Here is a 1,998-nt window from a genome sequence, read left to right on the forward strand (position 1 = left end):
GATCGGGAGCAGCAGCTCTGTGACCTCTTCGCGGAAGTGCTCGAGCTGCCCTCGGTGAGCGTGGACGACGACTTCTTCGCGCTCGGCGGGCACTCGCTGCTGGTGATGCGGCTGGCCGGCCGGGTGCGCGCCGAGTGGGGCGTGGACCTGCCGGTGCGGGCCGTCTTCGACACGCCGACGGTGGCCGCGCTGCTGCCCAAGCTGGCCGGGGCGACCCGCGAGCCGATCACCGCCCGGCCCCGGCCCGCCCGCGTGCCACTGTCCTTCGCGCAGCAACGGTTGTGGTTCCACTACCGGCTCGAGGGGCCGGATCCGACGTACAACATCCCGATGGCCTGGCGGCTGCGCGGGCCGCTCGACCGGGCGGCACTGACCGCCGCCGTGCGGGATGTGGCCGAGCGGCACGAGTCGCTGCGGACCGTTTTCCCCGACGTCGACGGCGTGCCCTACCAGCACGTGCTGGGCGCGGACGCGGTGCGGGTCACGGTGCACGACGACGGCGATCTGGCGGCGGCCGCGGAACACGCGTTCGCGCTCGACCGGGAGGCGCCCCTGCGGGTGGACCTGTTCCCGGCCGGGCCGGACGAGCACGTACTTCTGCTTCTGCTGCACCACATCGCCGGCGACGAGTGGTCCGAGGAGCCGTTGCGGCGGGACCTGAGCATCGCGTACGAGGCCCGGCGGGCCGATCGCGCGCCGTCGTTCCGGCCGCTTCCGGTGCAGTACGCCGATTTCGCCCTCTGGCAGCGCGCGCAGAACCTCGACGACCAGGTCGCCGGTTGGCGGGCAGTGCTGGCCGGGCTGCCTGACGAACTGGAACTGCCGGCCGACCGGCCCCGGCCGGCCGAGGCGAGCCACCGTGGCGAGATCGTCGACTTCACGGTGCCGGACCGGGTCGCGCGGGAGCTGCGCGACCTCGCCCGGGGAACCGGGACCAGCCTGTTCATGGTGGTCCAGGCGGCGGTGGCGGTGCTGTTGACCCGGCTCGGGGCGGGCACCGACATTCCGCTCGGCTCGCCGGTGGCGGGCCGCCCGGACGCGGCGGTGGACGATCTCGTGGGTTTTTTCGTGAACACGTTGGTGTTGCGCACGGACACCGGTGGTGACCCGTCGTTCCGGGAGTTGCTGGCGCGCGTGCGGGAGACCGATCTGGCGGCTTTCGATGGTCAGGAGGTGCCGTTCGAGCATCTGGTGGAGGTGTTGAATCCGGTGCGGTCGCTGGGCCGGCATCCGCTGTTCCAGACGATGGTCTCCTACCTGCCCGGCGGCGGCGGCGCGTGGCGGCTCGGCGACCTGGACGGACACCCGGAACCGGTCGGGCACCGGGCGGCGATGTTCGACCTGTCGTTCGACTTCGCCGACGCGGCCGACGGCACCGGTATCGACGGCACCCTGGAGTTCGGACTGGACCGGTGGGATCCGGCCTCGGCGCGCACGCTTGTCGACCGCCTCCAACGGGTGCTCGCCGCGGTCGCCGCCGACCCGGCCCGCGCCATCGGCCGGATCGACGTGCTGGCCCCGGACGAGCGGGCGACGCTGCTGGCCGCCGACCACGGCCCGGTGCCGGCCGGCTCCATCGTCGACCTGTTCGAGGCCCAGCGGGCCGCCACCCCATCGGCCACGGCGCTGGTCTCCGGCGGCCGGGGCTGGACCTTCGACGAGCTGGACGACTGGTCCGCCCGGCTGGCCGGCGCGCTGGCCGCCGCCGGTGTCGGACGGGGCGACCTGGTCTCACTGGCCACCGCCCGCCCGCTGACCGTGCCGGCGATCCTGGGCGTGCTCAAGAGCGGGGCGGCGTACCTCCCGCTGGACGCCTACCAGCCGGCCGAGCGGATCGCCGGAATACTGGCCGACGCCGCACCGGTGATGCTTGTCGCGACCGAGGGTGTCGACGTGCCGTGGTCCGGTCGCCGGCTCACCGTCGGCGCTGAGCTGCCCGAGGCGCCGCACGAGCGGGTCGCGGTGCGGGCCGACGACCCGGCCTACGTGATCTACACG

The 1,998-nt window shown here is 73.9% G+C and carries 1 protein-coding gene; it reads left to right on the forward strand.

Translation table 11 applies throughout. The features are described from left to right. On the forward strand, positions 1 to 1,998 hold a 1,998-nt coding region (locus Afe05nite_RS43460; protein WP_203823217.1), incomplete at both ends, for a condensation domain-containing protein.

Source organism: Paractinoplanes ferrugineus (assembly GCF_016862195.1).
Taxonomy (GTDB): Bacteria; Actinomycetota; Actinomycetes; order Mycobacteriales; family Micromonosporaceae; genus Actinoplanes; species Actinoplanes ferrugineus.